The organism is Arthrobacter psychrochitiniphilus (genome assembly GCF_003185915.1).
Classification (GTDB): Bacteria; Actinomycetota; Actinomycetes; order Actinomycetales; family Micrococcaceae; genus Specibacter; species Specibacter psychrochitiniphilus.
Genome location: NZ_QHLZ01000015.1, coordinates 16,437 through 42,549 on the forward strand (window position 1 = coordinate 16,437; position 26,113 = coordinate 42,549).

Sequence of the window (26,113 nt, forward strand, 5' to 3'; positions counted from 1 at the left end):
TAGGTCAGCCATGAAACTCCCTCCCCTGTCATATCAACGACCAACAGACCTGCGCGAAGCCTCTCTAATGCTTGGTTCAGAGTCCATGCCTGCAGTTCTCGCTGGAGGGCAGAGCATAATTCCCGCTTTGCGCTTCGGGGAACGGTCCGAAAGCTCTCTGGTAGACATCTCGAGATTGGCAGAGCTACAAGGCATCACTCACGCGGATGGATTTTTGAGGATTGGGGCTGGCGTACCCATGTGGGAGGTCTGCGGTTCACCTGAGGTGGCCACTTCGGCACCCCTGCTAATCAGAGTGCTCGGTTCAGTGGGAGCGGTGGGAATCCGAAGCCGCGCCACATTGGGTGGCAGCTTAGCTTGGGCCGATTCCACGTCCCAACTACCCAGCACTTTAATTGTTCTGAATGCCCAAGTAGAAACAACAGAGCGCATCCTTGATGCCGCGGATCTCCAAATTGGCCAGCACCAAACTGTCCTGAGGCGAGGAGAGCTGATTGTTAGTATCCAAATACCTGAGGTCGAGCTGACGGGATCGGGATTCCATCTGATCCGAAAAACACACATCACCTGGCCTGTGGTGGGTGCAGTGGCGGTTCGGGAGCCCTCCGGGCAGTTGCGGCTTGTGGTCTTCGGGGCCGCGCCAACCCCAATCCTGGCGGTGGGCGCCGATCGAGCCAAGCTTCTCTCACAGCTGAGCAGTCGCATACTGCCGTTTGATGACGAACGTGCTCGGGCTGGCTACCGCGGGCAGGTTGCACCGATACTCGCAGGCCGTGCCTTGGACGAAGCGATAGGGAGTAACACATGAAACCAGTGAAACTTGAGGTAAATGGGATTGTGCACGAAGTCTTTCTCGAGGACCGGACTTCCCTGGCTGATGCGCTGCGTGATGACTGCGGATTGACCGGCACTCGCCTTGGCTGTGAGCACGGAGTGTGCGGGGCCTGCACGGTATTGGTCAACAACCGCCCGGAACGAAGTTGTCTTGTGCTCGCAACACAAGCCGAGGGAGACACAATTGGCACCATTGAAGGTCTCGCTGCCTCACCCACAGTGTTAGCTCCGGTGCAACAAGCGTTTCGCCAGGCGCACGGCCTTCAATGCGGATTCTGTACTTCGGGTATGTTACTCACCGCCCAATCCCTGCTCGATCATGACCCCGACCCCAGTCCCGCCGTCATTCGTGACTGGATGCACGGAAACCTCTGCCGGTGCACCGGATTCGATCAGATCATCGAGTCCGTGCAGCTTGCCGCGACGCTAATAAAACAGGATCAAGCGCGAGAGGAAGAACTCTCATGAACTCAACAATCCCGAGCCCACGTGAGACAAACACGCATCACGCATTTGGTCAACCACGGGAGACCATCGAGTCAGCGCGTCATGTGCGCGGTGGGGGAAAATTCGTCGCCGATCTCCAACTACCTGGCATGCTGCACGTAGCGTTGCTGCGTAGCCCGAAAGCTCACGCCAGAATCGTGGAGATAGACGTGAGACAGGCGCGATCTCTTCTTGGGGTGCACGCGATTCTCACCGGCGCAGACGTGCAGAAATCCACCTCGAGCATCTACACCATGGCCCAGATGCACAAACCGCCACTGGATATCCCCCTCCATGCCCTGGCCACTGACAAGGTCCGTCATGTGGGCGAGCCCGTGGTGGCTGTTGCCGCTAGAACCCGCGCCATTGCAGAAGATGCAGTCAGGCTCATAAGGGTGAAATATGAGGACCTACCACCGGTGGCGGATGCAGATGCAGCCTTAGCCTCCGGTGCGCCGCTCGTTCATGAGAATATTGCTGGCAACCTGATTATGCATCGACAGCACGACTTCGGCGACGCCGAAAGTGTATTCAAAAACGCGGATCACGTTGTCCGGCGCAAACTTAGATGGCCCCGGCAAACGGGCGCTGCGTTGGAGACGTTCGGCTGTGTTGCACAATGGCAGCCAGGCGTTGACGAGCTCACATTTTGGAGTAATCACCAGAGTAACGTCCTGCTATGGACGCTGGGACCGACCCTTGGATTGCCCCCGCATCGCATCAAGGGCATTGCCTGCGACATTGGAGGCGCTTTTGGCGCCAAGTTCTGGCAACCTCGAGCAATGGTGATTTGTGCACTATTCTCACGATTGACCACTAGACCGGTGCGCTATGTAGAGGGTCGGGTGGAGAACCTAGTAGGAGGCGACAACCATGGTGAGGACCGCACCTACGATGCCGAACTTGCTCTGGATAGTTCTGGCAAGATGCTGGGGCTTCGGTTCTCAGTCGTAGAAGACTATGGTTCGGCGTTCATCTTGGGTCCGATCAACAACGCTGAGCCTTTGGCACAAGCAACTGGTCCCTATGACATTGCGGCCTTCGCTTTTGATTTCACCGCTGTACTGAGCAACAAGGTGCCCCAAGCCGCCTACCGGGGGTTTGGCGGAGCGGCTCACAACTTTATGCTGGAGCGGTTGGTAGATGCGGCCGCGGTTGAGTTGGGTCTGTCTGCTGTAGCGATCCGGGAACTGAACCTGCTGCAACCTGAACAGTTCCCGTACCGCACCGCCACGGGCAACATTTACGATTCTGGGGACTATCCAACCGCTCTCCACAGAGCCGTCAAGGAGTCGTCCTATGACCTCTGGCGCGAACGTCAGGCTAGGGCTCGCGAGGTCAAGGATCCAACCCGTGCCATTGGCATTGGTTTGGTTTCCTGCCAAGAGCGAAGCGTCCAGAGTGGGACTGCCCTGTGGTTGATGTTCGATCAGGAACCCGGCCGCAATACCACGGCTGCGGAGTCAGCTTCCGTGCGTATCGACTCGCAGGGCTCAGTACGCGTAGCCCTACATTCACCGTCACTGGGAACGCCAACGGAGACCATCGCAGCTACGGTGGTGGCCGAGGAACTCGGAGTGCCAGCTGACTCTGTCTCTGTCTCACGGCTTGACACCTCGATGGCAGGACCAGCCATGGGTCCCTCGGCCAGCAGGATGACGGTCATGCTCTCGGGAGCGGTGGCAGGCGCCGTCCGCGAAGTCATCGAAAAGATGCGTCCACTGGCCGCGCACCTATTGGAAGCCAACCCGGAGGATCTAATGTGGGATCCCTCACGAGCCTGTTTCACGATCGTCGGTGTCCCCGAAAGCTCTGCAACACTGGCCGCCATCGCCCACCTGGCCAACGGACATGCGCTCAGGCTTCCAGCTGGATGCCGTAGCGGCCTAGAGAGCACTTACACCTACGACCATCCAATGTCCAGCATGCCGCATGCTGATGGCTCGGACTGGGGAAATTACGCCCCGATCGTTGGTCACACTGTTCATGTTCCCGTGGTTGAAGTGGACCTACAGACCGGTGCCGTAACGTTTCTGGACTACTTTGTGATGCACGATTGCGGAACAGTGGTGAACCCTGACGCGGTACGCGGTCAGGTGGTGGGTGCCACCGTCCAAGGGATCGCCACAGCGCTGACCGAAGAGTTGGCATTTGATGAACAGGCTCGACCACAGAATACTGATTTCAGAAGCTACTTTCTACCCACCTTCTTGGACGTTCCTGCTATTCGGTTGGGCCATATGGAAACACCCTCACCGTTCACGTACCGAGGCGTCAAAGGTATCGGTGAGGGCGGAAGAATGGCTGCGCCAGCGGCAGTGGTTTCCGCCATTGAAGATGCGCTATCTCCCTACGGTGTGCGCATCAACGAGGTGCCTGTCACTCCGGAGAAGATCCTTAAATGGTTGGGTAATGCCAGTGCTGCCCAATAACTTCTCCACCCAACAACTTCGCCTGAAGAACACTTTAAATACTGAATCCAAGGAGAACAATGATCCATCACAATGTCATGCTGACCCTCACCACTGACGCGACCACTGAGCAGAAAGATGCGATCGTCAGCGGTTTGGTGGGCTTGCCGGCAGTAATTGAAGGCCTTGAGGAAATTGACGTCCACTCAGATCTTGGACTTGTTGAAGGAAATGCGTCAATTTTCTTTCGGATGTCGTTCGCTAACGAGTCTTCTTGGCGCGGGTACTCGGCCCACCCTGCGCATGTGGCCCTAGCGAGCGAGCACATTAAACCGGTCCTGGTGAGCAAGAGCGCTTTACAGTTCGCGGGCTAATCAAGATCGAGCACGCAGGAGAAGGGCCCGGACAGTTTGTTTCCATCGTTTCGAGTTGAGCTCAACAAGATCGTGGAGTATGCGCCCAAAAAAACGCCGTGCAGAGCAGGTACGCAAGGGAACGCAACGGTGTATTCGCGGCTCCTGTCCCTAGGCTGTTCGAGAGTGGGTTCAGGATCGAGACTAAGCCATGTGAGACCTGTTTGGCAGAAATCGTCGAGGCGCTAGCATCACCATACTGGGCCAACGGGACAGGAGGATAGCGAAGATCTCTTCAATATATCCACCGCCAGAACCCCTGGCCCAATGGCTTACAAGTACGCACCTTTAACGAATCGATCGTGGATTTCTACTGTAAAGTAGCGCTCTATTTCCTAGTTCATGTCCCCTGGAATCGAACTGGCTTACACTCTCACCGCGTTAGTACACCCCTCGGCCTAGTGAAAGCAGCACTCCGCTAGTAAGTCATGCCCGCGTGGTCCTCGGACCAAGCGGGCATGACTTTGTATGATAGGTGACCAAGCTTGCAACTGCTCAAGGAGCACAGCCTACTCCCGGTCGGGCGGCATTTTTGGGCCAACTGATGGCTGAGGCAATGGAGAGAACAAGCAGACCAGCGGATGATGCCAGCCAGGTAAAGATTCCACCGATGTCTCCGGCAGCCCCATCTGGAGATCCGAAGGGCAGGAGCACTCCTCTAACCAAAGCCGAGATTAACCCAAAGACTCTGAGACCAATAGCTAAGAACCTGTGAACGCCCGTGCGCGCTGCGGAGCCGGCGTGGCGGTTCAGCAAGCCTTACTCCAAAGGCACGGCAAGAGCCAGAACCAATGCGAGCGAGTGACCCAGCACGCAAAACGCGTCATTGCGCGGATTGAGCAAACTGCAGACAGCTGCCAAGACGGCCGTACGGCCAGTACGGCCAGTAATGATGGAATTGCACGTGCGTGTTGTGAAGTACTGCTCAAAGTCGGTTGACTACTCATCACGTTGTCCGAGTCTTTACGGAAACCATTCCTTGGTGGGTAGCGGCAATTGAATCACATATGGTGCGTCTAGATCCGGCGCAGGAATCGGCCTCCGGCTCTGGTGTGCAGCCGCTCGGTGCCGGCGCATCGCAGGTGTTTCCCAGATCAGTGGAGCAGACACCGGTTTCGGGCAGCTGTAATTCAACGCTGCTGCTGGCGGCTTCACGGTCCCCGGACAAGGCTGCTGAGACGGAGCGGACCTGCTCGTATCCGGTAGCCATGAGGAAAGTAGGTGCCCGCCCGTAGCTCTTCATACCCACAATGTAGAAATCGGTTTCCGGGTGCGCCAAGACGCGTTCGCCATGCGCTGTGACCGTGCCGCAACTATGGAATTCGGGGTCAATGAGAGGCCCCAGGGCGCGGGGGCTTCCACAATCTGATCAAGGTCCAGGCGGAGCTCGGAAAGCACGGCCAGGTTGGGGCGGAACCCCGTGGCAGGAACCAGCAGGTCAACCTTGAGGCTGCGGCCATCGGTGAGGTTAACTCTCAACCTCTCCCCCGTCTCCATGGAGGCTACGGAGGCATTTTCCACGATGGTGATGTCACCGTTGTCAACAAAGACGCGCAGAGACGTGCCCAGTTGCCCGCGGGCTGGCAACTGGGCTACCGCTCCGCAGCCGGCCGAGGTTGATCAGCGTGTTCGCCGCCGAATGCCCCGCCCCCAATACCAGGATGGTTTTTCCTGAGAACTGGTCTCGGTCCACGCTCAGTGGATCCGGCAACGGTGAGGTGATGAATCCTGCATCCTTGGCTTCGGTTTCCGTGCGGATCAGAAAGAGCGAATCCTCCCGGCCTTGGGTGCGTGTTTTGTCCACGCCCTTGCCATCCTCACTGACACGGGTGATGTGAATGACGCGGTGGCCGTAGCTGATCACGGGAGCCAGTACCGGGTGGTTGGCCAGAGGCTGGAGGTATTCAGGGACCAGTTCCGCACCGGTGGGCAGACGGGTTTCCCTCGGTGTTTCCCAGCCACCTGCATAGTTCCCGGCAGAAGTTTCCAGCAGCCTGCGTGCCACGGCATCGATGTTATACCGCCATGTAGAGAAAAGCTTGATATGCCCCCACTCCCGGATGGCAGCACCTGCTCCGATGATGACTACGGGGTATATCTGCTTCATTCTCGTCTCCTCCTGGGGCGGCAGGGGTGCTATTTGGTGGCGGGCAGAGGCTCTGAAATGAGGGTTTCGATGCGCGCATGGATGTCATCCCTGATAGAGCGCACAGCATCCACGCCTTGTCCCGCGGGGTCCTCGAGCTCCCAGTCTTCGTAGCGTTTACCCGGGAAGATGGGGCAGGTGTCCCCGCATCCCATGGTGATGACGACGTCGGATTCCCTGGCAGCCTCAGTGGTCAGGATTTTGGGAGTTTCGGCGGATATGTCAATGCCTACCTCTTTCATCGCCGCCACTGCGGCGGGGTTAACCATGTCAGCCGGGGCTGAACCCGCGGAGCGGACCTCAATTTGCCCGCCCGAGAGGTGATGCAGGAAGGCAGCCGCCATTTGCGAGCGTCCGGCGTTGTGAATGCAGACAAACAGGACGGACGGCTTGGGTGAAGTATTCATGCGCTGACCTTCTATGGGGTGACGGTGGTGAAGTACTTGCGAGACCAGAGGGCAACTTAGGCCAGCATCACCATAAAAGACGGAGCCAAACCCACACCGCAAAGTAGCGGTCCACGGGAGAACGCTTGGCGCTGAGCGGCCCCGTCTGTACAGGTGCGGCGGCAGGCGTCACGGCACGGTCTGCAGAAAAATCAGACATCGATGAACATCAATATCTCGAATATGGTGACGTACATCGATGATTGTCAATCTCCCAAGATGTCCCGAGCTTCAATGCTGAGAAAGCCAGGCACACCACGTGAGCTCACCTGTTGTCCCGGTACAAGTTCTCCCGGTACTAGACAAGGTACAGGCGCCGGCTTCTGCCGCGGAATCGCAAGCTGTGTGCTGCACCCCTTCCCTCGGAAAAGAATTGTTGCGCGTCTCCGACGCCGAATCCCTCGCCACGCGCTTCAAAGCCGTGGCCGATCCCAACCGGCTGCGCATCCTCTCTATTATTTCTTCATCCCCGGATGCGGAAACCTGCGTGTGTGACCTTTCCGAACCGCTGGGGCTGGGCCAGCCCACTGTCTCGCACCACCTGAAGATCCTGGTGGACGCAGGCCTGCTCAATCGCGAAAAGCGTGGCGTCTGGGCCTACTACTCACTCGTTCCCGGACCGCTGGACAGCCTAGCGGCCACGCTCGTGTGTTCTTCATAGGTTCGTGCGCCCTAGGACATTCCAGATCCTGCCCAGCAGTCTGTAGAAGTAAGCTGCGCAAAAATTTTCACGCCCTCCTAGGCTCGTGCTAGTACGTCTCTTGGCCCACTACATGGCAAAGTAGAACCATGGCCTCAGCTTCAGACCAATCAGCGCAACAAACTTCCTCCGAACAAGAGCAGGATCAGGACACTACCCCCGCAGCGCCAGCGGTGCTCGGGCTGGTGATGCAGACGGCGGATGTTCTCCACGGACTACGAACACGGGTGGCCCGCGCCACTGGTTTCACTCCCACCATCGTCGCCTACCCCGGCTACGGCACTACAACGTGGGTGCGTGTTCTAGCGCGCGTGGTCCTAAAATCTAAGCCCCCTGCAACCAACGGCAAGCTCCGGGGTTGGCGGGCGTTCACCAGCGTGCACGTCCGCAACAGCCAAGTAGAGGTGGAGATCGACGGCGCTATCCACACTGTGCACGCCGATTCCGGCGGGCTTGTGGACGTAGTAGTAGAAGCTTCCTTGGATCCTGGATGGCACACCATCATCCTGCGCAGCAAAGAGGCGCCCCCTGCGGAGGCGCACATCCTCATTGTTGCTCCGGAGACTACCTTCGGGATCGTCTCCGACATTGATGACACCGTCATGGTCACGGCACTGCCCAGGCCCTTCCTCGCATTGTGGAACACCCTTGTTCTGAGCGAAAAGGCGCGCACACCCACTCCGGGCATGGCCGTTCTGCTGGATAGGCTCATAGATAAACACCCCTGCGCTCCTGTCCTGTATCTCTCGACCGGACCGTGGAACGTAGCCCCGGCGCTGGTGCGATTCCTGGAGCGGAACCTCTATCCAAAAGGCGTGCTGCTGCTCACCGATTGGGGGCCCACCCGTCAACGCTGGTTCCGCAGCGGACAAGAACACAAAAACAATAATTTGAAACGGTTGGCCAAGGAATTCCCCAACATCCAGTGGTTGCTAGTGGGCGACGACGGTCAACATGACCCGGAAATCTATGCTGACTTTGCACGTTCTCACGCCGCACAGACAGCCGCGGTTGCCATCCGAGAGCTCTCCCCAGGGGAAGCATTATTAGCTGGAGGCCGTGCCCACGAGCCCAGATCAGAGTTCCTCCGCGGCGAGGCTGCATGGGTATCTGCTCCTGACGGGGCCGGACTCGCCCAACAGTTGCAGGACCTTGGTTTTCTCTGATGCCGCACATAATGCACTTTTTTCGGTGCAACCAGAAACGGGAAGGCTAAAGTATGAAGAAACCACCACACCCCGAATCCAGGGACCCGCAGTCCGGCAGTTCCGGTGAACTGGATAGCGACCGTTTTGTTGGGCAGACTGACCTCACCAGTTGGCGGGCACCCCTGGGACGCTGGCTCGTCGGTGTTGTGCGGTGGCTCAGCGCCCGGCTAGGCCCACACGCCTCGCTGATTCTCACGCTCACCGCCGGCGCAGTAATTGCGGCAGCTTTGACTTACGTTTCCGCAGAAGTTTACGAGGCTGTCGCTGAGGCAGATGGAGTTGCAGCACTGGATCATCCGTTGCTGGAGGCCGCCAAGAGCGTACGCTCGCCCTGGATGGATGCGATCGCGACGGGTTACACCGACATCGCCGGAACCATCGGTATGCCCATCGTGGCTGCCACCATCATGGTTGTATTAGCGCTCAAACGCCGCTCGTGGACTCCGGTGATTCTTCTTCTCACCGCAGCCGCGGGATCGCTGCTGATGACCATTGTTGGCAAGCATCTTTTTGGTAGGGCACGCCCGCCACTGGCTGACGCCATCCCGCCCTACGAATACTCGCCATCGTTCCCGAGCGGACACACGTTGAATGCAACTGTGATCGCCGGTGTTGTGGCCTACCTGATCATCCTGCGTTTAGAAAGCCGTCGGGGCCGAATCGTTGCAGTACTTGCCGCTGGAGCCTTTGCTTTCACAGTGGGATTAAGCCGCATCTATCTGGGGCACCACTGGTTCACGGATGTTCTCGTGGCTTGGACTCTCGGTACCGTGTGGCTGGTCATGGTCATCACGGCACATCGCCTGTTCCTGACCGTCAAGCGGACACCTCCGAGCTCCAGCTAGGCTAATAATTAAGTTCACCGCTCGATTCCCCGAAAACATGAGGCCCCGATGACAAAGAACAACCCGCAGCAGGGCAAGCGAGCCGCCGTGGTTATCAATCCCATGAAGTCCCCCGACGAACATTTCCAGGCAACCATCACGGAACTGTGCATCAACGCAGGATGGGATGAACCACTCTGGCTGGAAACTACCCAGGAAGATCCAGGACGTGGCCAGGCCGCAGAAGCGCTGGAGGCCGGGGTCGACGTTGTAATTGCCGGCGGCGGTGACGGCACTATTCGCGCTGTGGCCGAGGTTCTTGCCGGTCAGGACACCCCCATGGGATTGCTGCCCTTGGGGACAGGGAACCTACTAGCGCGCAACCTGGGGATTGATATCGAGGACCCGGCGAAAGCAGTGCTGGGAGTGTTGGAAGGGGCCGAGAGCAAGATCGACGTCATCGTGGCAGTGCTTGACCATGGTGCGAAAGAACTGACGTTCTTGGTCGCAGCCGGACTCGGTTACGATGCGGCCATCATGTCCAACACCATGGAAGGCCTCAAGGACCGCGTGGGCTGGCTCGCTTATGTAGAATCGGGCATCCGGAACCTGCGGGGGGAGCCTGTCACTGCCCATATTTCCATGGACGGAAAGTCAGAGACGCATCACAAGGTTCGAGGTGTCATGGTGGGTAATTGTGGAAAAGTTATGGGTGGCCTAGAAATTTTCCAGGGCGCGGTTCCAACAGATGGAATTCTGGATCTCATGACATTCTCTCCGCAGCAAAAATTTGGGTGGCTAGGCGTAGTGGCCGGGGTCTTGGGCCGAGGAAAGAGCCGCGCGGTACGGTCCCTTGCGGGCAAGAGAGCAGAGATCACCCTGAGCAGCCCGCAAGAATTCCAGATCGACGGCGACCCTGTGGGCTTGGTATCTCACCTCTTGGTAAGTGTTGATCCATTGGCACTGACCATCAAGATGAGTGCCTCATCAGAGAAAAAGAGTGAATCCGAAGTGAGCGGGCGCCAGAGCCACACCAGCCCGCAGCTGCTTCTGTCCTCTGAAAACTGAGCAGCCACAACCTGTAAGGCCGGTCATGGGTTTCGCTTGCTATCCGGCGCCAGAGCGAAAGCGATAGGGACGGTCCCGATGATCCTCATCGAGACCGTCCCCATGGATGCCCCTGGAGCGTAGTCAGGTGGACCCGAACCAGAGGGTCTTGCCCGGCTCAGCACACAACCGGCTCGGCGCACAACCGGCGCGGCACACAACCTTAGAGCTGAGTGTCATCAATCCTGTCGGTGCGGCGAACTTCGTTTACTCCTTCTTGAGGGTTTACAACGGTGCGCCGTGTTGAAACCGAACGGCGTTTACGGAACATGAACACCAAACCCAAGACGAACACCACCACGCCCGCGCCCATAAGGATATTGCCAACAAGGTCAAGGTCAATCCAGCTGAGCTCCATGTTGAGCGCAAATCTCAAGACCGCGCCGATGACGACCAGAAATATTCCAGAACCAATACTCATTATGTTTATCTCCTCAAAGTGTGGGAGGCGAACCCTGACACCCACAACGGTAAAGTTATCCACTTCTACTGCCGTGCATGCTGGGCGTGCCCCGGTTTTGTATCAAATGTAGCGCACTGTTGCCTACTCTGGGGCCAAACTCTAACATTCGACTGGACGTCACATTGGCATTTCCTTGGCAAACGCATGAGGAATGTTCCGCTATAGTTATTCACTTGTCGCATAAAAAGCGATAAGTAATTCCCACTCGAGAGAACGGAAATGACCAACATGCGCGGAAGCAGTCTTGTATGGACAATAGTCGGAGTACTCCTGGCAGTCGCCTTGATCATCTGGATCGTCTCAGCGATTTAGTACGTCTTCTTGACATAGGAAAATGGCGGGCCTGATCCTCAGATCAGGTTCGTTCAAGGTAAGGGCTTGGGAGGCAAATTATTTTGCTTCCCAAGCCCTTACTGTGTCAAACAGGCGTATTTGCCGACTTTTGAGCGTCCCGCTCGCTGCAGTGTTTCACGGCCTCAAAGGCTTGGGTTGCTTCTCACGGAAAGCTCGCCCCACACTGAACCGTTCCAGTTTGATGCAGCTGTCTTTTTTTGAAAAGGGTGGTGATTAGGGCCAAGAATTCTCCCCCGAGAGTTTGTGGCCGTGCAGTGTGTATGTGGCTCTTCTCGGTTGGTGGCTCAGAAGCTCGGAGTTGGCTCGAACCGCTGCGCCGCTGGCTGATCTAATCACAGCTAAATGCCGGCCCTGCGCACCTTGAAGATACACGTCGAGGTTCTAACCTGCTCAACCGCAACTTAGAGCTACCGACACCGAACCAGGTATGGGGCACGGATTGTACGTACGTCCCGGTCTGCGCTGGCTTCGTCCATGCCACCAAGGTCGCCGACCTGCACCCCGCCCACAAAACGGCGGCATGCTTCCTAGGAGGGCTAAGTCACTTGCCGGACTTCTCTTTGATGAGGCGTAGAACACCACCCTTGTGCGCGGCAATGTGGTCGGTTTTATCGCTCTTTATTGTGTACTGCGGATCTTCCTCCGAGGCTCTATGAGTATGCCCCTTGTAGTCAAAATCAGACGTATGCACCTTGGTGATGTGACCTGCTACCCGCCCTGCCTCAGAATTCCATGAAACGTGATCCCCTACAGCGAACTTCTTGGACATGAGTACCCCTCTCCTTTGCCTAGTGTAAGCACCCAGTCCCTGGCTAGTCACGGCCTACCGGTGATGATCGCTGACTAGTCCCCAAGTCTGTTCGGAATATGTGGAAACTTATTCTCATCACAAGGTAGGGAACTGTGTGGAGCCGGATTCAGGGCATCACTGTGTTCCCTACCCATGGCACACTATGTACCACTGCATTGACACATTATGGGCGTTCTTGACGATGATTTTTTTGCTTCACCTGACCGTCCCGGTGTTGCTTGCACTGCTCCTGGCCGCCGCCGCACCCCTGCTCCGACGGCGAGCGCGGGAAACTCTCCGGCCAAGCCTGCCCCCACGTGAGCGTAGCCTCACGGCCATTGGCATGGTTCTAGCTCTTGGCACCATGATCACCTACCAGAGCTGGACTATATCCCCCTAGTGGTTTCCAACCTTTGACAGCAATAGCTTCTTGGTGATTCAGCTGATCCGGTACGGCCTACCCCTAGCGCTGAGCATTGTGGCGCTAGTGTTCCTGATCCTGCCGGCGCCGTCACCGGGGCCAGGCGGAACCGCAGCTCTAGCTCCACGCTCGCTTGTGACCTTCGCATCCCGAGGATGGGTGGGCTTTGCCGCCGGCGCTCTTCTTAGTGTTGCCCTTGTCTCGATCCTCTCAGGTCTGGCGTCAAGCCCGGATGAGGCGGGAAGATACCTGAACTTCCTTGTCCAGACGTCAACTACCAGCAGCGCCAGCACCACCATCTACGGCTGGTGGTTCTCTGCCCGTTGCTACATTTTGATCCTTTTACTCCTCGCGTTGACGTTTGTGGGCCTCTCTGTCATATCCCGCCCGGCACTTGCCCTTGATGGTGGCGCAGATACCGCACTGAGTGCAGCACGTGTTCGCAACATTTTGGCTGCAACCACTGGTGGGCTCCTGCTCCACCTCAGCGCCATCCTGAAATCATTGGCCAGCACGTCTTCTCTGCGCTCCGGCTTCACTGCAGGAGCGGCCGGCTGGGTGGATCAGGGCACGTCCTTCGCCGCGCTGGGCCCCGCCCTCTCCTTGGCTGCCCTCCTGACGCTCATTCTCGGCCTGGCCCTGTGGTTTTCCGTTCTTTTACGGACCCTGCCGGCCCGTACGCGTCAGCTGATTCCGTCAGTGCCGGCATGATCATCACACTCACCGAGTCCGGAGCTCCGCTGGTCAAGCAGATCGGGGACCAGATTCGCGGACTCATCACTACAGGCCTCCTTGCAGCCGATCAGCGGCTCCCCTCGGTGCGCCAACTGGCCGGTGACCTTGGCGTGGCCCCCGGAACGGTAGCAAAAGCCTATAGGTCTCTCGAGGCTGAAGGCTTTCTACTCACCCGGATCGGCAGTGGCACCCGAGTCAGCGCCCAGGCTTGTGCCACACCCCGGGATGTCCTCAAGGCAGCCATTGAACTGGCCCAGGCCGGCAAGCACGCCGGCGTGAGCCTTGACGACGCCGTCCGGGTCTTGCACGCCGTCTGGAACGAATAACGTTCAGGCCCTCCCACCACGGACGGGCAGGTCTCCGTGCCGAGATAGGATTTCGTGCATGGAAACCTCTCACACAGCACGGCTGCACCTTGAACTTGACCTTGAATTCACCAATCCCGGCGCGGTACAGGCTCACGCCCTTGCCTGGGCTCGGGATAACGCCGGAGAGAATGCGCAGACCCTGGCCGGGATGGTGGAGCAGGTTGGTGAGGGTGCCGAATCGGCCCTCATGATGCTGGTGGAGCCCTCTGAGGTGGTGGCCGGCATTCCTGGTGTTCAGGCCCTTGGCGCAACCATGTGGGTGCAAGGAACCGAGGACGAGAGCGAAGAGGACGAGGACGCAGCGGGCACAGATAGCACATTGGCTGACGAGGACGACTTCACACTCAGCACGCCCCACGCGCACGGGAGCGGAGCCCTCGAGAGCGAAGACGGCGAAGAGGATGAAGACAGCGAAGATGAGTGGCTGGAGAAGATTTTCAGCGATGGAGCCAAGCTGCCCGGACTCGATCTGGTGCGCCTGGGCTATGACCCGGAAGAGAGCAACCCGGACAGGCGTGGCAGCCAGCTTCGCGAAGCCACCATGTTGCGCGGCGCCATCAATTGGGCCTATGTGAGCTTGATCGATGAGCTCTTTGAGGACCTCTCACTTCTGCGCGAGAGCACCGAAAGTGCAGCCGAGACCCAGCAAATCGCCAACCTCCCTCCCCTGCACGCTGCCAGCTATGGACCGCTTTTTGCCCAGCAGTTCCTGACCGTTGCCATTGATCTAGGCTCGGCCCTGGCAACAGAGTTTGCGGCACCGTCCTGCGTGGCACAGGAATTGGCGTTGAAACTAGTTCTCGATCAGGTAGAGGCACTTGAATCCATGCTGCCAAACATGGCACTGGCCCAGGATTGGCGCGGCATGGCGGAGGACACCCTCTATGAGGATCTGGACCACGAGCTACTGTACGATCCGGCCATGGACGGCATCAGCTCCAGCCCCCTAAACGAATCGCTTGGAATAGCAGATCTGAACCTGTCCGCGTGGTTCACCCCCTTCAACGGCCGCGCGGTGAACCCGTACGCTGCTGACGAAGACTAAACGGCACCATGTGGGTGTGAGTGAGGTGGTGGGCAACTCTGCCGCAGCTCTGAATACCCGGAGAATACTGAACTGAAAGTGGTTCCTGTGGGACATATCAAGCTCGTTCAATCCGCGCAGATCTATGTTTCTCTTTGCCTTCCCTGCGGGGAGGGTCCGTCCTCGGTGTGGGGATCAGATAAATTCCCTGCACCGATTTGGGGAATCTGGTGCTTACTTTCATAGCGGAAATCCGAGGCCGTTTCACCGGAACTGCCGTTGGCAGTGACCGGGACGGCACGCTTGTTGAAACGTGCTGTTCTGGTCCGTTTCAGCCTTCATCGCCTCGGCTGAATGCCTGGAGACGCTCCTGCATTTCCCCGTAGGGTGTGGCCGGCGGAACTGGTTTCCCCTCGCGCAGGGCGTTGAGAACGTTGACCGCCGCGTCCACGGCTGCCCGGTATGGCAGGGAGCCGGAGCTCACCCGCCGGACCCCCAGTTCGCCCAGCTCTGCAACGCTCAGCGAGGGATGTGCCAGCACGTTCACAGGCAGTTCAATCCCGGCAGTGACGCTCCGGATATCTTCCGGGACCACAAGCCCGGGGACAAAAATGCCGTCCGCCCCGGCCTCTGCGTAGCTGCGGGCACGGCGTAGAACAGCATCCATGGTGGCTTCCTCTCCAAACCAGATGTTGTCCACCCGGGCATTGATAAATACGGCCGGGCTGCTTTCCTTAATGGCAGAAATCTTAGAGGCTGCTAAGGCTGGATCTACCAGGCGCCCGTCCCGGCTGTCCTCAATATTGATGCCAGCAACTCCCTCCGCCACCAGCAGAGCCACAAACTGTGCAACCTCGGGGGGATCGTCGCAGTAGCCGTCTTCAATGTCCGCCGTGATGTGCACTGGCAGGCGGCACAGCTGCGAGGCGAGTGCTGCGGTTGCCGCCTTGCTGGCCCGGCCGCCGTCGGGCATGCCAGCGCTTGCCGCGATACCAAAGCTGGTGGTTCCCACGGCGAGGAAACCTGCCGCCGCAAAGGCCAGTGCAGAGCCAACGTCCCACGCGTTGGGCAGCAGCAGTGGCACCCCCGTGTGGTGCAGCTCTAGAAAAGTGGCCACCGTTGACTCCCATCCCGCGCCCAACAAATTGGACAGTGTTCCTCCAGTCTACAAAGGCACACTGAAGCGGGCACAGGGGAATCCGCTTAATAGTTGCGTCAACCGGAATCTGATGAAGGTCCTGCCTCCTTTTTCCGAGCGAGGCGTTGCGGGTGCCACTACGCTGTTGCGGCTCCCGCTAGGCTGGGGCAAACACTGCGAGAGGACTCTCATGGCAACGCCCACCCCGGATGCAACACCTGGATTTTGGCTCCGCGACGCGCTGGATCCAGAGGGCCACACCGTTGCCGGATTCGTCCCTGCCGGGTACCCGTTTTATGCCCGGATTCTGAACCCTGTGGGCGTTGAAGGCTTCGGCTCAGAGCCACGGCGGCTGGCGTGGAGCGAGGCGGCAGCGAGCGTGGGTGCGCCCGTCTACCCGTGGATGCAGTGGCACGAGACTGTTCTTGCTGCCGACGGCGCCCTCCCCCGGGAGTGGACATCTCCCGCCATGGGCGATCTGGACCAGGTGAGAGCCCGTGCCCTCGCTGAAGTGTTGGAACAACATACCAGGACACCGGAGGAGTGCTTCTTTGCCCAGTGGGACGGCTATGCGCCGGTTACGGGCAACAACGGCGTGGTGACATTTCCCCCGGATCGGGAGATGAAAATCCTAGCCGGCCCGCTCAGCGACGGCGCACAGCCCACGGGCAACTCCGGCACTCCCGTCAACTCCGGCATGGAACACCCCAGCGGCGCACACGGGGGCCGGCGCCCACTGTATTGGTGGCCGCAGGACAGGGCCTGGTGCATGGGGCAGGACATTTACGCCCGCAGCGTTTTACTGGGCGTCAGTGGGCCGTGCCTGAAGGATCTCTTCGCCCACCCGGATTTGGATATCTTCTCAGTCCGGCTCAGCGACGCTGTTTACCCTGAGGACGATTGAACCTGAGGGCAGGCGAACAACCGGCGGGACGGCTAAATAAGCGCCCGGATCAGCTTAGGCGCGGCCGCCGGGAGGACCAACGAACATCATGGTGGACATGATGCCGCCAACAAAAACCACAAACACCACGCTCAACAGCACCGGGCGGTTGAGCATCCAGCGCAGCACCACCTGAACCCAATGCCCGTCGTGCGGGTGCGCCGTGGCTTGCGTGCGCCATTCGCCGTCGAGCCTGTTCTTCTTCTCCAGCCACCTATCAAAGGGGATGGTCAGGTACGGGATCACGGCCGTGGCTGCCGCGCCCACGATGAGCCGCACCGGCCAGCGCTGGTTCAAGCCCACCAAAACCGCCGTGGTGACATAGGCGATGAACACCAGCCCGTGCGCAAAACCGCCCACTTTGACGGGCCAATCGCCCACTTTGAACACGTATTTCATGATCATGGCGGCAATTAGCAGCGTCCAGGTGATGGCCTCGGCAATGGCAAGGGTGCGGTAGAAAGTGCGTGGCGACATGGGCTGAATACAGTCCTAGGAATAGTGGGTGACAGAGTGTCGGCAAAATGCCATGACCAGACTAGCGGTGATTTCTGGGAGGATCCTGCACACCCAGCCGTTTCCTGCGGGCCCGCGCCGAGGCTTCGCTGGGCGCGGTTGAACCCAAACTCCACCCCACGACGGCGAGCACGGCTTTGGTGGGTACCGTCACCGGTAACGGGAGCGGGCCAAGTGCCGGCGCACGCAGCTTGAGCATCTCCTGGTAGGCCGGCGGTAAGGAGGCCACCGCGGCGGCGAAAAGAACTTTGTACCCCGCCTGCTGCGAGCGCGGCAGAGGCGGGTTCTTGATGAAGGCAACAATTTCTTCAACACGCTCGTCGTAGCGCAGCTCGGGGCTGAACGCGGCCAGCTGCGCCTGCAGTTCGGCCACGGTGGTGGGCGGGTTTGCCACCCTCATGAGGGTCCCTGCCACAGCCCAGTCAGCCACATAAGCATCCGCGCCTGCTGCAATGGGGGCCCCATACGCTTCATGGGTTGCCAAAAATGCCTGGGTGAAGGCCAAATGTACCCAGCGCAACAGATCGGGGTCGTTCGCCGTATAGGGGCGCACCTCTCCGTTGTTGGCGGTGTAGCTGCCGGTGATGTACTCATGGATACGCAGCACCTTGTTGGAGGCCGTTCGGGCAGCCTGCGTGTCACCATAACTGATGGTAAAGATCCATTGGATGGTCCCTGCCAGTCTTCCCAGCGGATCGCTGCGGTAGCTGGAGTGATCGTGGACGCCGGCCAGCGCACCCGGGTGCAGGGCCTGAATCAGTAGCGACTGGATGCCGGCAACCAGGGTTGTCATTGACCCGTGTACTGCCCATGCGGCCGAGTCCGGCCCAAAGTAGCCGCCGTCTTCACCCTTTTCCAAGTCAAGTTCCCACTGGGGGATGGTGGCCGAGTTGTTACTGAAAGTGCCGCGCAACTCCCTGCGCCAGCGTTGCACAATATTCTCCATAACCCTTAGTCTGGTCCTTTTCTGTGCGGACCGCACCTGAGGCTCCCCAACAGCGTCGCACCTGAGGCTCCCCAACAGCGTCCGGGTCGTCTAGCGCCCACCACACTTACCTGGGGACTGACTCCCAGACATTAAGAGGGCCCACAACAGCTATACCGGTCCAGCTCAGTGGTGGAAAGCCACCTTGTCTGGCACCTTACCGTTGAGCCTTTCCACTGACTTCCCAAGGTCCGCCAAGAACATCCCTGCCAGATCAAAAGTGAAGCCATTACGCACCACCACACGCAGCACGTCTATCTCAGCCATGCCCTCGGGCATGGGGTAGGCGGGCACAATCCAACCAAAGCTGCGCAGCTCGTGTGAGAGGTCATAGACGCTCCAGCCATTCGGGGCGCTCACACTAAAGGCAAGCACCGGCAACTCCTCTCCCCGGCTGAGCAAAGTGAACAGGCCAAGATCGGCGACGCCCTTGGCGATGGCTCCGGCAATGTCCCGCGAGCGCTGCTGGATGCTGCGGTACCCCTCAAACCCGTATCTGACCAGGGTGTAGTACTGGGCAATCACCTGGGCCGCCGGGCGGGAGAAGTTCAGGGCGAAGGTGGGCATGGAGCCGCCCAGATAGTCCACGCTGAAGATCAAGTCCTCCGGCAGGTCCTCCGCGCTGCGCCACAGCACCCAGCCCACACCCGGATACACGAGCCCGTATTTGTGGCCTGAAGAGTTGATGGACTTCACCCGATCGAGGCGGAAGTCCCATAACAAGTCTTGGTCAAGGAAGGGGGCAATGAACCCGCCAGAGGCTGCATCCACATGCAGTGGCACATCCAGACCGGTGCTGGCCGCGAGCGCATCAAGCGCTGCCGCGATCTGCGCCACGGGTTCATAGGAACCATCAAATGTTGAGCCCAGCACGGCCACCACCCCAATGGTGTTCTCATCACACGCCGCAGCGGCCTGCGCCGGGGTGAGGTGAGTTGCCCCGTCGAGCGGGATAAGCCGTGCCTCAACATCCCAGTAGCGTGCAAACTTTTCCCAACACACCTGCACATTGGCGCCCATGACCAGATTGGGTTTGGTGGCATCCAGCCCGGCAGCCGCCCGGCGTGCACGCCAGCGCCACTTCAACGCCATCCCGGCCAGCATTGCAGCCTCGGAAGAACCCGTGGTGGAACAACCCACGGCGTCGGCTCCCCCAGTGGGCTCAGGGGCGTGCCACAGGTTCGCCAGAATATTCACGCAGCGCCGCTCAATCTCGGCCGATTGCGGGTATTCATCCTTGTCGATGATGTTCTTCTCCAGCGACTCCTGGATCAGCTCCACAGCCTGTGGCTCCATCCACGTGGTGACAAAGGTGGCCAGGTTCTGCCGCGCATTGCCGTCGAGCATGAGCTCATCGCGCACAAATTCCAGGGCCGCATGGGCATCGGAGGTACGCTGCGGCAGTTTGTGACGGGGAATAGAGCCAAGACCCCCATCGAAGGCTGCGTCCTGGATTGTTGCATCGCGATTACTGTGGTGCCTGTGCAAACTCATGCTGCTCCCTGCTAAACCGCGGATGGTACGGATACACCGAGGCTAGCCAGTTCCGCAGCCAAAATGAAGAGGCTCGCCACGTGGCGGCTCAGCGTCCGGAGCATCAACATCCGGAGCATCAACATCCGGAGCATCAAGGCAGAGTACCGATCACCACGGTGCCGGCAAGTTCGGCACTGCTAAAAATGCTGGTGCTGAATCCGTGTGCCGCCAGAATCGCTGCGCTGACGGGCGCCTGCCTGAGACTGCTTTCAAGGAGCAGGGATCCTCCTGGCCGCAACCAGTCCGGGGCTGTTGCAGCAATGCGCCGGTGCAGTTCCAACCCGTCGCGGCCTCCGTTCAGGGCTGCGTCCGGCTCATGGATCCGGGCTTCAGGCGGCATGAACGCAATGGCAGCCGATGGAACGTAAGGGGCGTTGGCCACAATGAGATCGAATCTTGTGCGCAACAGGGCCGGAATGGGGGCAAATAAGTCCCCCCAATAAACGTGAGAACCAAATGGTGCCAGGTTTTTGGTGGCACACACCACGGCGGCCCGGTCTACATCCGCCGCGTGCACCTCACAAGCCATGACGCGAGCGGCACCGGCGTCGAACACCAGAGCCGTGGCGATTGCGGTTCCCACTGCGCCGCTTCCGCAGCACAGGTCAAGGATGCGTGGCAGAGTCCCTCCCCCGCTGTGCGAACCGAGTACCGCCAAGGCTCGTTCCACCAAATACTCGCTGCGCCGCCGAGGGACGAATACCCCCGGGTCCACCGCAATGTGCAGCCCGCAAAACAGGGCCCAGCCCACAATGTGTTCCAAGGGATAGCCCTCCACCCTGCGGGCAAGCATGTGGGCAAGTTCCTGGGCCGTGGCAGCACTCACATCCAAGATGGCGGCTTCTTCTTCAGCGTAGACACATCCGGCGGCGCACAGCGCAGCAACAATCTCCGCCCTCTTCAGCCGTGTGCTTTGCCCCATACCAACCACATGATAGTCCTGCCACTACGCTATGGGCATGAGAAATTCAGCAATGCCACCCAATGAGGGCTTTCTTGCTGCCCTGCGCCCGGCGCTGGATCTAGCCGCCATCCCGGGGAAGGCTGAGGGCATGGCCGCTTACATGAAATCTTCGATGCCCTTCAAGGGGGTGCCCTCCCCCATGGTTCGCCAGAGCGTGCGGGAACTGGCCAAAACACATCCCTTCAACAGTCTCGCCGAGCTGGCAGGCACCTGCATGACGCTTTGGAATGACGCCGCACATCGGGAAGAACGCTACGCCGCCATCATGCTCACCGACTCCCGGCTGGGCCGCGGTGAACAAGCCTTGCTGCCGTTCTACACGCTGGTCATTGAAACGGGGCAATGGTGGGATTTCGTGGACGCCGTGGCCCCGCGCATCTGCGAGCTTTTGCAAAAGGACCGCACACTCATGGAACCGCTCCTGCGCCAGTGGAGCCAGCACAATAACTTGTGGTTCCGCCGGGCCGCCATCATTTCCCAACTTCCGGCAAAGAACGCCACGGACACGCAATTGCTCAGCGACGTCATCGCTGTCAATACTGCGGATAAGGATTTTTTCATCCGCAAAGCCATAGGCTGGGCGCTGCGCCAGTACGCACGGAGCGACCCGGACTGGGTGCGCGGCTACGTGGCGGCGCATGAAAACCTTAGCCCGCTCTCCCGCCGTGAGGCCCTCAAACACCTTGGCTAAGGGTGGGAACACTGGCTAGTTCTGGGGAGCTTCCCCGGCCCTGACGAGTCCGCGCCTGGGCACAAAGAGCCCCCGCGTCTTCTTGTCCCAGAACATGATGTAGAGCACGCCCGCCAAGCCCACCACAATGGCCACGGCACGGATCAGCACCACCGGAATCCACGGGAAGACGCTGAGCTGGTCCGTCAGGGCGATCATGGTGAAGAACGCCGTGAGGTACAGCGCCGTGCGCAACTGCCACCCTTCGGCAATCCCCGTCACGGCGAAGAACGCCAACAACCAGAGCATGTACCAGGGCTGAATCATGGGAGCCATGAGAACCACGGCGGCGAAGGCCCACGCCATGCGTCGCAGAACTGCTTGGCTGTAACGCTGCGATTCCTCCAGGACGGGGGTGCCGGCGTCGAACTTTTCAGTAAAAGGTGCCGCTGCGGCCTTGACCGGCAGGAATGCCAACGCCATGACGAGCAGAATCGAGGCGATCTGTCCCATGTTTTGAATGACATCGGTGACAGCAGGGCCGGCACTGCCAAAGAATCCCACCACAAAGCCCACCACGTTGGAGAACAACCCCACGGGGGCATACCAAATCCAGACCGTGCCGGGCGTCTGCAGTGCCGCGAGCCAGCCGAAACCAAGCCCGTTGATGGCACCCATGAAGGCCATGATGGCGGTGGAGATGCCAAGGGTGGCTGCCCACAGACCAAACTTGCGCACCCAGCCGGCTTGCGAGCCGGCCCACAACAAGCCCACAAACGGCAGGGCAATCAAGGTGATGGGTTTAATCGCAATCGAGGCCGTGACCAGCAAGATGCCCAGTACCGGACGTTTCGCCGAGGCGTAATAAATACCCGCCACCACCAGCCCCAGCATGAGTGCATCATTGTGGACGCTGGCAATGAAATTGATCAGAACAACAGGGTTCAGCACCACCAGCCACAGGGCCCGCTGTGGGTTGAATCCGTGGCGGGCGGCAAGCTTGGGCACGTAGATGGCCAAGAGAATAACCCCGGCCAGGCAGGCGAGCCGGAACGGGATGAGAGCAATTTCGGGGCTGTGTGAAGGCAGCAGCACGGCAATTTGTTCCAGCCATAACCACAGCGGGCCATAGGGTGTGGGCGCTTCGGTCCAGAGCGTGTCCGGGCCCAGCAAGTAGTAGTTATTGAGTGAGGAGATGCCGTCCGTGTAAGGGTTCAACCCCTCCAGCATGAGCCGGCCCTGCCCAATGTAGGCGTAGGAATCTCGGCTGAACAAGGGCAGCGCCAGCATCATGGGCGCAACCCACAGGATCAAAGCCTTGATGAGGATAGGGCGGCTGCTGGCATCCCAACCGGCCAAATGTTGACGCAGCCGCAACCAGGCCCGCAACATCAATACCGCACCAACACACAGCAGCACGGTTGCGGTGATAACAGCCACAGGCGTGGTTCTGGCCAGAATGAACAACGGATTCCGGATCAACACCGAACTGCTGGCCAGCCACCCCACCCCGAAGGAGCCCAGTAGCAGCATCACGGATCCTGCGAAACCTTGCCAGAGAGCCGAATCGGCTGTTCCCGTGCGGAACGGAAGCTTCCTCAAGGATTTGCTTGACACCTTGTTTGACACCTCCGGCCGGGCGCTGTGCGTGCTGGTCAACAACTAACTCCTGATCGTTTCCGCCGGTGGTGGCGGCTGCGGCTGGCATGATCTCGCTCTGACCAGCCCGGGCAATTTGGTGGCGCTGCGCTAACATATAAGCAGCTGCGGACCCCGTTCTTGGCATTCTACCCACTTCATCTGGGCAGTCGGCAGGAGCAACGCCATCGAATTGGTGTGATCTTGCTGCAGCTGCTCTGGCCCGGGCCCGGCCCGGACCACCCCACTCTCGAGAAGGACCGGACCATCTCCACGGATAAATTCTTTGCCGCTCTCAGCCGAACCCGGGATGCGTTGCTGCCCGCGAAGACCCAGAACTGGCTAAAAACCCCTCGCGGTATGTGGCTGGTCTTCGCTGGCGTGCACCTTGTTTTCCTTGTCTTGGCGGGCGTGCTCTCGCTCCGTGGGGAGGCTTTTAGCGACACGTTCATTTACCGCATCTGGGCTTCAGTGGACTTCAACGGCGACCGCGTGCTGGGCCCCAGCCCCTGGGTGTATCCGATTCTGGCGCTGGTTCCCATGTCTGTGGCCTACATTTTTGGCCCGGCACCATTCTTGTTCCTGTGGGTTTTGATGATTGCCGGATTGAACACCTTGGCCGTGGGCAAACTCACCAGCTGGGGCCGCAACACCAAGGCTATTCCGGCGGCACTGTGGTGGATCACCTTCACCACCTTGCTGGCCTGGCTGGGCTTTGCCCGCGTTGACGGGCTCACCGCACCCGTGGTTTTGATCGCACTGTCTCTGGGCGTGGCCAGCCCGTTCCTGACCTCGTTCATCCTGAGCGTGGCCACCTGGACCAAGGTGTGGCCGGCTGCCGTGGTGCTGGCGCTCTTCACCGTGGTGAAAAAGCGGGTGCAGGTGGTTCTGGCCGGTGTGCTGGTGACGGCGTTCGTGGTGGCTCTGGCGTTGAGCATGAACGCCCTGCCGCTGCTGCTGAACTTCCTCCTGGAACAGGGCGATCGCGGCATGCAGCTTGAGGCCACCTTCACCACCCCGTGGCTGTGGATGAGCGTGCTGGGCATTGGCGGGGCGCGCATGTACATGAACCGGGATATCAACTCCATGCAGGTGGACGGTCCGGGCTCGGAATTCATGAGCTTTTTGATGCAACCCCTACTCATCGCCGCCGCACTGTTGGTAGCGGCGCTCATTTTCTGGGCGCTTCACACGGGCAAGCGCAATGGCGGTGCCGACAGGACGGCGCTGCTGCTCTTTGGCTCACTCGCCCTGGTCACCGCCTTCGTGGTCTTCAACAAGGTGGGCTCCCCCCAGTTCATGGTCTGGCTTGCCCCGGCAGTTGCCGTCGGTTTGGCCCATCAGTGGAAGGCGTGGCGAGTCCCCGCCACCATGCTCATTGGCGTGGCCGTCCTGACGTTCCTGGTCTACCCCCTCTTCTACGACGCCCTCTCCCACAACAACCCCCTCATGGCAGGTGTCCTAACGGCCCGCAATGCCCTCTTGGTGATCCTGTTTGTGTGGAGCGTACGTCAGTTGGTCATCATGGGCCGCAATCCCCAGGCTATTCCCAGGCACGACGCCGTCACCTCCCCCGCCGCCACCGAAGCTACCGCACTGGCTGGCCCGGACACCGCCGCGGCCGTGGATAGTGGCGCTGCTCCGGATAGCGCCGCACACACGGGCCATGCCGCTGTGACCGAGGAGTCCTAAGATTTCAGCTCCCTTGTTTGACACAGTTCTGGAACGGGCGGTGGCAGTGCGCGGCCGCCTCCTGTCTCCTTCGGCTATTGCCTGGTTCCGGACCCCTGCCAGCGTGTGGTGGGGATTCGCCGCAGTCCACGGCTTTTTCCTGGCGTGGATGATGAGCTTCATCATCCACGGCGAGACTTTCAGTGACACCGAGCAATACCGGCAATGGGCGCAACTAGGCTACAACCCAGCAGTTCTAGGCGATGCGATCAGCCCGTGGGTCTACCCCTTGCTGGCACAGCTGCCCATTTTCGCTGCCAATATGTTTGGACCATCCCTGTATTTGCTGGGCTGGACATTGATCATCACGGCCTTGAATGCTGTGGGCATGGCGTTCCTGGTGCGCGGCACACGGTCCCAGACGGGTATTGCCCCGGCCTGGTTCTGGCTTTTTTTCACCATTTTCATGGGTTTCCTCAGCTTTGCCCGGGTGGAAGGGATCACCACCTCATTCGTATTGGTGGCTCTGCTCTACGCTTCCGAACGCCCTGTGGTGGCGGGACTGCTGCTCTCTTTGGCTACGTGGATCAAGGTCTGGCCGGCCGCTGTTATTGCTCCCCTGCTCATTGCCAGCGCGCGGCGTTTCCACGTGTTTCTCACGGGCGTGGTGGTCAGCGCTGGCGTTGCCGCGTTTGCGGTATTGACGGGGGCTGGCTCGCACCTGCTTGATTTTGCCATCAACCAGGGTGACCGTGGCATGCAACTTGAGGCCACCTTCTCCACCCCGTGGGTCTGGCTCAGCGTGTTCAACATAGGTGGTTCCAAGATTGCAGACAACGTGGCCATTAACTCCACCGAAGTTTATGGTCCCGGCGCCGAGGTGGCAGCCTTCTTGATGCAGCCGCTGCTCATTGTTGCCGCATTGGCGGGGGCACTGCTGATGGTGTGGGCCCTGCGCCGCGGCGCAGAGCGTCAGGAACTCCTGCTAGAAGGCTCATTGCTGATGGTCACCGCGTTCATCGTGTTCAACAAGGTGGGCTCCCCGCAATTCATCATCTGGCTGCTGCCAGTGGTGGTGGCCGGGTTGGTTCATGACTGGAACCGTTGGAAGGTACCGGCAACTCTGCTCATGGGGATCGCCTTCATGACCTTCATCGTCTATCCGCTGTTCTACACGCCACTGATTCACGCGAACCCGATCATGGCGGCCGTGCTGACCGCCCGGAACGTGCTCCTTGTGACACTGCTGGTGTGGGCTGTGCGCCGAACAGTTGAACTGGGCCGCTCTGCCATCCCCGCTCGCTCTGCGAAGTAGGCACCAC

General features: G+C 59.5%; 29 protein-coding genes. 16 read left to right on the top strand and 13 right to left on the bottom strand.

All coding sequences use genetic code 11. The features are described from left to right. Positions 1-10: 10 nt before the first annotated feature. The 4 genes from CVS29_RS19295 to CVS29_RS16630 are packed head-to-tail and all read left to right on the top strand — an operon-like array spanning position 11 to position 4,105. Positions 11-808: an FAD binding domain-containing protein gene (locus CVS29_RS19295; RefSeq protein WP_110107554.1), complete on the top strand. Its 798-nt coding sequence runs from the start codon at positions 11-13 to the stop codon at positions 806-808. After that, on the top strand, positions 805-1,302 hold the full coding sequence (locus tag CVS29_RS16620) for a (2Fe-2S)-binding protein (protein ID WP_110107556.1): 498 nt from the start codon (positions 805-807) through the stop codon (positions 1,300-1,302). The genes CVS29_RS19295 and CVS29_RS16620 overlap by 4 nt, the downstream gene beginning before the upstream one ends. After that, on the top strand, positions 1,299-3,752 hold the full coding sequence (locus tag CVS29_RS16625; protein WP_110107558.1) for a xanthine dehydrogenase family protein molybdopterin-binding subunit: 2,454 nt from the start codon (positions 1,299-1,301) through the stop codon (positions 3,750-3,752). The genes CVS29_RS16620 and CVS29_RS16625 overlap by 4 nt, the downstream gene beginning before the upstream one ends. A gap of 59 nt (positions 3,753-3,811) precedes the next feature. Then, positions 3,812-4,105 (top strand): Dabb family protein, encoded by a 294-nt coding sequence (locus CVS29_RS16630; RefSeq protein ID WP_110107560.1) that lies wholly within the window; start codon positions 3,812-3,814, stop codon positions 4,103-4,105. Between the two features lie 985 nt (positions 4,106-5,090). On the opposite strand, the gene CVS29_RS19300 is transcribed toward CVS29_RS16630, so the two are convergent. The 5 genes from CVS29_RS19300 to CVS29_RS19120 form a co-directional block, all read right to left on the bottom strand. After that, the gene (locus tag CVS29_RS19300) at positions 5,091-5,387 is read right to left on the bottom strand and encodes a hypothetical protein (protein WP_373366688.1); all 297 of its coding nucleotides are present in this window, start codon (positions 5,385-5,387) and stop codon (positions 5,091-5,093) included. Next, entirely contained in the window at positions 5,384-5,731 is a 348-nt protein-coding gene (locus CVS29_RS19305) for a hypothetical protein (RefSeq protein WP_373366689.1), read from the bottom strand. The genes CVS29_RS19300 and CVS29_RS19305 overlap by 4 nt, the downstream gene beginning before the upstream one ends. Further along, on the bottom strand, positions 5,685-6,251 hold the full coding sequence (locus CVS29_RS19310) for a hypothetical protein (RefSeq protein ID WP_373366690.1): 567 nt from the start codon (positions 6,249-6,251) through the stop codon (positions 5,685-5,687). The genes CVS29_RS19305 and CVS29_RS19310 overlap by 47 nt, the downstream gene beginning before the upstream one ends. A gap of 29 nt (positions 6,252-6,280) precedes the next feature. Then, positions 6,281-6,697, bottom strand: a complete 417-nt coding sequence (locus CVS29_RS16640) for an arsenate reductase ArsC (protein ID WP_110107562.1) — start codon at positions 6,695-6,697, stop codon at positions 6,281-6,283. Positions 6,698-6,764: 67 nt separating this feature from the next. Then, entirely contained in the window at positions 6,765-6,896 is a 132-nt protein-coding gene (locus CVS29_RS19120; protein ID WP_257032514.1) for a hypothetical protein, read from the bottom strand. Between the two features lie 99 nt (positions 6,897-6,995). On the opposite strand from CVS29_RS19120, the gene CVS29_RS16645 reads away from it, so the two are divergent. The 4 genes from CVS29_RS16645 to CVS29_RS16660 all read left to right on the top strand — a co-directional run bounded on the left by CVS29_RS16645 (position 6,996) and on the right by CVS29_RS16660 (position 10,536). Then, positions 6,996-7,397 (top strand): ArsR/SmtB family transcription factor, encoded by a 402-nt coding sequence (locus CVS29_RS16645; RefSeq protein ID WP_373366691.1) that lies wholly within the window; start codon positions 6,996-6,998, stop codon positions 7,395-7,397. A 128-nt stretch (positions 7,398-7,525) separates the two neighbouring features. Beyond that, positions 7,526-8,602: an App1 family protein phosphatidate phosphatase gene (locus CVS29_RS16650; protein ID WP_245932305.1), complete on the top strand. Its 1,077-nt coding sequence runs from the start codon at positions 7,526-7,528 to the stop codon at positions 8,600-8,602. Positions 8,603-8,655: 53 nt separating this feature from the next. Further along, positions 8,656-9,489 carry a phosphatase PAP2 family protein gene (locus CVS29_RS16655; RefSeq protein ID WP_110107564.1) on the top strand — a complete coding sequence of 278 codons (834 nt, stop codon included), beginning with the start codon at positions 8,656-8,658 and terminating at the stop codon, positions 9,487-9,489. A gap of 48 nt (positions 9,490-9,537) precedes the next feature. After that, on the top strand, positions 9,538-10,536 hold the full coding sequence (locus CVS29_RS16660; RefSeq protein WP_110107566.1) for a diacylglycerol/lipid kinase family protein: 999 nt from the start codon (positions 9,538-9,540) through the stop codon (positions 10,534-10,536). A gap of 202 nt (positions 10,537-10,738) precedes the next feature. On the opposite strand, the gene CVS29_RS16665 is transcribed toward CVS29_RS16660, so the two are convergent. Further along, positions 10,739-10,996, bottom strand: coding sequence for a DUF6458 family protein (locus tag CVS29_RS16665; protein ID WP_110107568.1), 258 nt, complete (start codon positions 10,994-10,996; stop codon positions 10,739-10,741). A 937-nt stretch (positions 10,997-11,933) separates the two neighbouring features. Next, positions 11,934-12,161 carry a hypervirulence associated TUDOR domain-containing protein gene (locus CVS29_RS16670; RefSeq protein ID WP_110107570.1) on the bottom strand — a complete coding sequence of 76 codons (228 nt, stop codon included), beginning with the start codon at positions 12,159-12,161 and terminating at the stop codon, positions 11,934-11,936. Positions 12,162-12,384: 223 nt separating this feature from the next. Here CVS29_RS16670 and CVS29_RS16675 point away from each other — a divergent pair, with 223 nt between their 5' ends. From CVS29_RS16675 to CVS29_RS16690, 4 genes are read left to right on the top strand one after another with little or no spacing between them, the layout of a single operon-like run. Continuing rightward, positions 12,385-12,582: a hypothetical protein gene (locus tag CVS29_RS16675; protein WP_146213094.1), complete on the top strand. Its 198-nt coding sequence runs from the start codon at positions 12,385-12,387 to the stop codon at positions 12,580-12,582. 33 nt (positions 12,583-12,615) lie between these two features. Continuing rightward, positions 12,616-13,314, top strand: coding sequence for a hypothetical protein (locus CVS29_RS16680; protein WP_110107574.1), 699 nt, complete (start codon positions 12,616-12,618; stop codon positions 13,312-13,314). After that, the gene (locus tag CVS29_RS16685; protein WP_110107575.1) at positions 13,311-13,664 is read left to right on the top strand and encodes a GntR family transcriptional regulator; all 354 of its coding nucleotides are present in this window, start codon (positions 13,311-13,313) and stop codon (positions 13,662-13,664) included. The genes CVS29_RS16680 and CVS29_RS16685 overlap by 4 nt, the downstream gene beginning before the upstream one ends. Positions 13,665-13,722: 58 nt before the next feature. Then, entirely contained in the window at positions 13,723-14,751 is a 1,029-nt protein-coding gene (locus tag CVS29_RS16690; RefSeq protein WP_110107577.1) for a hypothetical protein, read from the top strand. A 310-nt stretch (positions 14,752-15,061) separates the two neighbouring features. Here CVS29_RS16690 and CVS29_RS16695 read toward each other — a convergent pair whose 3' ends face one another. Continuing rightward, on the bottom strand, positions 15,062-15,847 hold the full coding sequence (locus CVS29_RS16695; RefSeq protein ID WP_110107579.1) for an isocitrate lyase/PEP mutase family protein: 786 nt from the start codon (positions 15,845-15,847) through the stop codon (positions 15,062-15,064). Between the two features lie 211 nt (positions 15,848-16,058). Here CVS29_RS16695 and CVS29_RS16700 point away from each other — a divergent pair, with 211 nt between their 5' ends. Beyond that, positions 16,059-16,772: a hypothetical protein gene (locus CVS29_RS16700; protein WP_110107581.1), complete on the top strand. Its 714-nt coding sequence runs from the start codon at positions 16,059-16,061 to the stop codon at positions 16,770-16,772. 54 nt (positions 16,773-16,826) lie between these two features. Here CVS29_RS16700 and CVS29_RS16705 read toward each other — a convergent pair whose 3' ends face one another. The 4 genes from CVS29_RS16705 to CVS29_RS16720 all read right to left on the bottom strand — a co-directional run bounded on the left by CVS29_RS16705 (position 16,827) and on the right by CVS29_RS16720 (position 20,770). Beyond that, positions 16,827-17,288 carry a DUF3817 domain-containing protein gene (locus CVS29_RS16705; protein WP_110107583.1) on the bottom strand — a complete coding sequence of 154 codons (462 nt, stop codon included), beginning with the start codon at positions 17,286-17,288 and terminating at the stop codon, positions 16,827-16,829. A gap of 61 nt (positions 17,289-17,349) precedes the next feature. Then, on the bottom strand, positions 17,350-18,273 hold the full coding sequence (locus CVS29_RS16710; protein WP_110107585.1) for an oxygenase MpaB family protein: 924 nt from the start codon (positions 18,271-18,273) through the stop codon (positions 17,350-17,352). Between the two features lie 165 nt (positions 18,274-18,438). Then, positions 18,439-19,806 carry a glutamate decarboxylase gene (gad, locus tag CVS29_RS16715; protein ID WP_110107586.1) on the bottom strand — a complete coding sequence of 456 codons (1,368 nt, stop codon included), beginning with the start codon at positions 19,804-19,806 and terminating at the stop codon, positions 18,439-18,441. 133 nt (positions 19,807-19,939) lie between these two features. Then, positions 19,940-20,770 carry a putative protein N(5)-glutamine methyltransferase gene (locus tag CVS29_RS16720; protein WP_110107625.1) on the bottom strand — a complete coding sequence of 277 codons (831 nt, stop codon included), beginning with the start codon at positions 20,768-20,770 and terminating at the stop codon, positions 19,940-19,942. A 37-nt stretch (positions 20,771-20,807) separates the two neighbouring features. Between CVS29_RS16720 and CVS29_RS16725 the strand changes: the two genes are divergently transcribed. Next, positions 20,808-21,503, top strand: a complete 696-nt coding sequence (locus tag CVS29_RS16725; protein ID WP_245932306.1) for a DNA alkylation repair protein — start codon at positions 20,808-20,810, stop codon at positions 21,501-21,503. A 15-nt stretch (positions 21,504-21,518) separates the two neighbouring features. On the opposite strand, the gene mptB is transcribed toward CVS29_RS16725, so the two are convergent. Next, positions 21,519-23,084 (bottom strand): polyprenol phosphomannose-dependent alpha 1,6 mannosyltransferase MptB, encoded by a 1,566-nt coding sequence (mptB, locus tag CVS29_RS16730; protein ID WP_245932307.1) that lies wholly within the window; start codon positions 23,082-23,084, stop codon positions 21,519-21,521. A 234-nt stretch (positions 23,085-23,318) separates the two neighbouring features. On the opposite strand from mptB, the gene CVS29_RS16735 reads away from it, so the two are divergent. Continuing rightward, entirely contained in the window at positions 23,319-24,812 is a 1,494-nt protein-coding gene (locus CVS29_RS16735; protein WP_373366692.1) for a hypothetical protein, read from the top strand. 40 nt (positions 24,813-24,852) lie between these two features. After that, entirely contained in the window at positions 24,853-26,106 is a 1,254-nt protein-coding gene (locus CVS29_RS16740; RefSeq protein ID WP_110107592.1) for a glycosyltransferase 87 family protein, read from the top strand. Positions 26,107-26,113: the final 7 nt, after the last annotated feature.